Source organism: Armatimonas sp. (genome assembly GCF_031410135.1).
Lineage (GTDB): Bacteria > Armatimonadota > Armatimonadia > Armatimonadales > Armatimonadaceae > Armatimonas.
Map to the genome: position 1 here is coordinate 1 of NZ_JANNYP010000796.1, position 2,566 is coordinate 2,566.

The window sequence follows — 2,566 nt, forward strand, 5'->3', positions numbered from 1 at the left end:
TCCTTGGCCACTTTCTCCATGCGCAAAAAGCCCATACGAAGCTGCGAGTAGAGCAGCTCTCCTACGGAGCGAACACGCTTGTTTTCCAGGTGGTCAATGTCGTCGGTCGTGAAGCGCATTCGCGCCTCATCCGATGCCTCAGCGCGTGACGATTCCTGCATCCCGATGAGATACTCAATCACCGCGATCAGATCATACTTGGTGATATTGCGCACCGAGAGCGGGAGCGAGACGCGTAGCTTCTTATTGAGCTTGTGGCGTCCTACCTTGGCCAGATCGTAGCGGCGGGTGTCGAAGAACATCGAGTGCAGCAGCGCTTTGGCAGAGTCGTCGGTCACGGGGTCGCCGGGACGAATCTTGTGGTAGATATCGTGGAGGGCGCTCTTGCGATCCGTGATCTTCGCCTCTTCGAGCTCCAGGCTGGCTCCGATAAAGCGGTGCACTTCCAGCACCTCAACTTCGCGCTCCAAAACCGCTAGCTTTTTCGAGATCTCACGATCAATTCGTGCGTAGGCCGGGGCGATCAGCTTACCCGCCACATCGAAGAGATCGGTCGGGGCATAGCGCCACTTCGCTTCGGCATCCATGTCAATCTCAGAGAGCTGCTCGCTGGTCACCATGGTGCGGGTGCTGAAGTACTCTAAAAACTGAGCATCGGTTTCAAGATCGAAGCCGATCAGGAGACACTTGGTCTTGCGGGTACGGACAGCTTGTTCGCCGCCCAGTGCCTTAACCAGCTCACGGTAGTGATCCGCGGTGACATGGGTGCCCTTCTCTAGGAGAACCTCACCCGTCACTTCGTCTACAATTGTCTCCGCCAAGATCTTGCCCACAAGCTCCCGGAACTCGATGACAAACTCACCCTCAGGCGAGGCGACATCGAAAGCATGGAGTGCGCGGAGCAGGGTCATGATCGAGAATTTCTTGTTCTGTCCGATGCGCACGGTAATCGCGCCACCATCGGTCTCGATATCCACCCAGGGACCTTCTGAGGGAATCAGAGTTGCAAAGAATTGCCACTCCAATAAGTTACTCAGAGAGTCGCGGAAGTAGATACCCGCAGAACGAGAGAGCTGTGAGACCACGACGCGCTCCGCGCCATTGATCACAAAAGTCCCCTTCGCGGTCATTAAGGGCAGATCGCCCAGATAAACCTCAGACTCGATAACTTCTTGACCAGTGCTTGTTAGGCGAACACGCGCCTTAATGGGCACTTCAAAGGTCACATCACGTGACCGGCACTGCTCCAAAGAATGTTTAGGTTCACCGAGAGTAAAGTCCACCAACTCAATGGCGGTTTGACCGGTGAAGTCATAGATGGGAGAAAAAGATCGGAACAGTTCATGCAACCCATCTTCGAGGAACGAGCGAAATGAATCTAGCTGCAGTTCGACGAGATTGGGGATCGGGGCGGCATGCTCGGTACGCTTCGCCTGATGCTGAATTTCCATACGGACTGGAACCCCTCCTAATTCGGGCTTCGTGTGGCGCGAGATCGGGGTACACTGACCTCGGCTCTCCGAGCCCAAAATGCCACTTATTGGGTCGCTTTCCGCGGCTCCTCCTATTGTGGCACGAATTCTTAATTTACCGCTGTATTACCTACCTGTCAACAGTGTGAGCCTATTTTTTTTAATTTTTCTTGACGGTGGCAAGAAACAGGGCTATAATCCCGTCACTGCCCCGAACACATTCGGGGCTATTTGCTTTCGTTTAGGAAACGGCTATGGCTGAAGATATCGTCCTGACTGTATCAGGCAAGAAGAAAATTGAAGATGAGTTGGAGCAGCTTCGCAGCTTCGAGATGCCTGCGCTTGCCATCCGGATTCGTGAGGCCCGCGACTTGGGGGATCTCTCGGAGAACTTTGACTACCAAGATGCCAAGCGGCAACAGGGCTTCATTGGAGGCCGCATCGCCGATCTCCAAGCGATGCTGGAGCGCGCGATTCTCGTGCCTGAGAGCGTCCCGGGCAGCGGCGTGGTGGGCTTGGGCTCCACGGTACATGTCCGCGACACAGAGTTCGAGGAGGAGCTCACGTATAAACTCGTGGGCTCCTATGAGGCGGACCCTGTCAACGACCTGATCTCCGCCGCCTCGCCGGTGGGAGCGGCACTGATGGGCAAGAAAGTCGGGGAGAGCGTCGTGGTGACCACGCCCGGCGGGACAATGACCCTAGAGATACTAAGCGTCGAGTAGTCCATGCCCCGTGTGCTCTTTATCTGCCTGGGAAATATCTGCCGCTCCCCGATGGCGGAGGCAATCTTTCGGCATAAAGTTGAGCAAGCGGGGCTGGCACACGAGATCTCCTGCGACTCAGTGGGCACGGGCGGCTGGCACGCGGGAGAGCTACCGCACAAAGGGACGCAGCAGATTCTCCACCAGCACGGGATTGACTTCTCTGGCATCCGCGCTCGCCAGCTCACCCGGGCTGATCTGAGTGCATTTGATTATTTATTGACCATGGACGAGGCGAATCTGCGCGATGTCCAGCGTCTCGGCGTATCATCGGCGGCACTCCGCCCGATGCTTAGCTACGCCCCCACGCTGGGCTACGATGAAGTGCCC

2 protein-coding genes and 1 pseudogene are annotated in these 2,566 nt (G+C 56.2%); 2 read left to right on the plus strand and 1 reads right to left on the minus strand.

Annotation, left to right across the window (positions count from 1 at the left end; translation table 11 throughout):
- Window positions 1–1,451 (minus strand): annotated as a pseudogene (locus RMO15_RS29020) (DNA-directed RNA polymerase subunit beta); the annotation flags it as partial.
- A gap of 275 nt (window positions 1,452–1,726) precedes the next feature.
- On the opposite strand from RMO15_RS29020, the gene greA reads away from it, so the two are divergent.
- A complete protein-coding gene (gene greA, locus RMO15_RS29025) occupies window positions 1,727–2,197 on the plus strand; it encodes a transcription elongation factor GreA (protein WP_309721302.1) in 471 nt (156 codons plus the stop codon).
- Between the two features lie 3 nt (window positions 2,198–2,200).
- Window positions 2,201–2,566: low molecular weight protein-tyrosine-phosphatase (locus RMO15_RS29030; protein ID WP_309721305.1), on the plus strand; the 366-nt coding region annotated here is incomplete at its 3' end.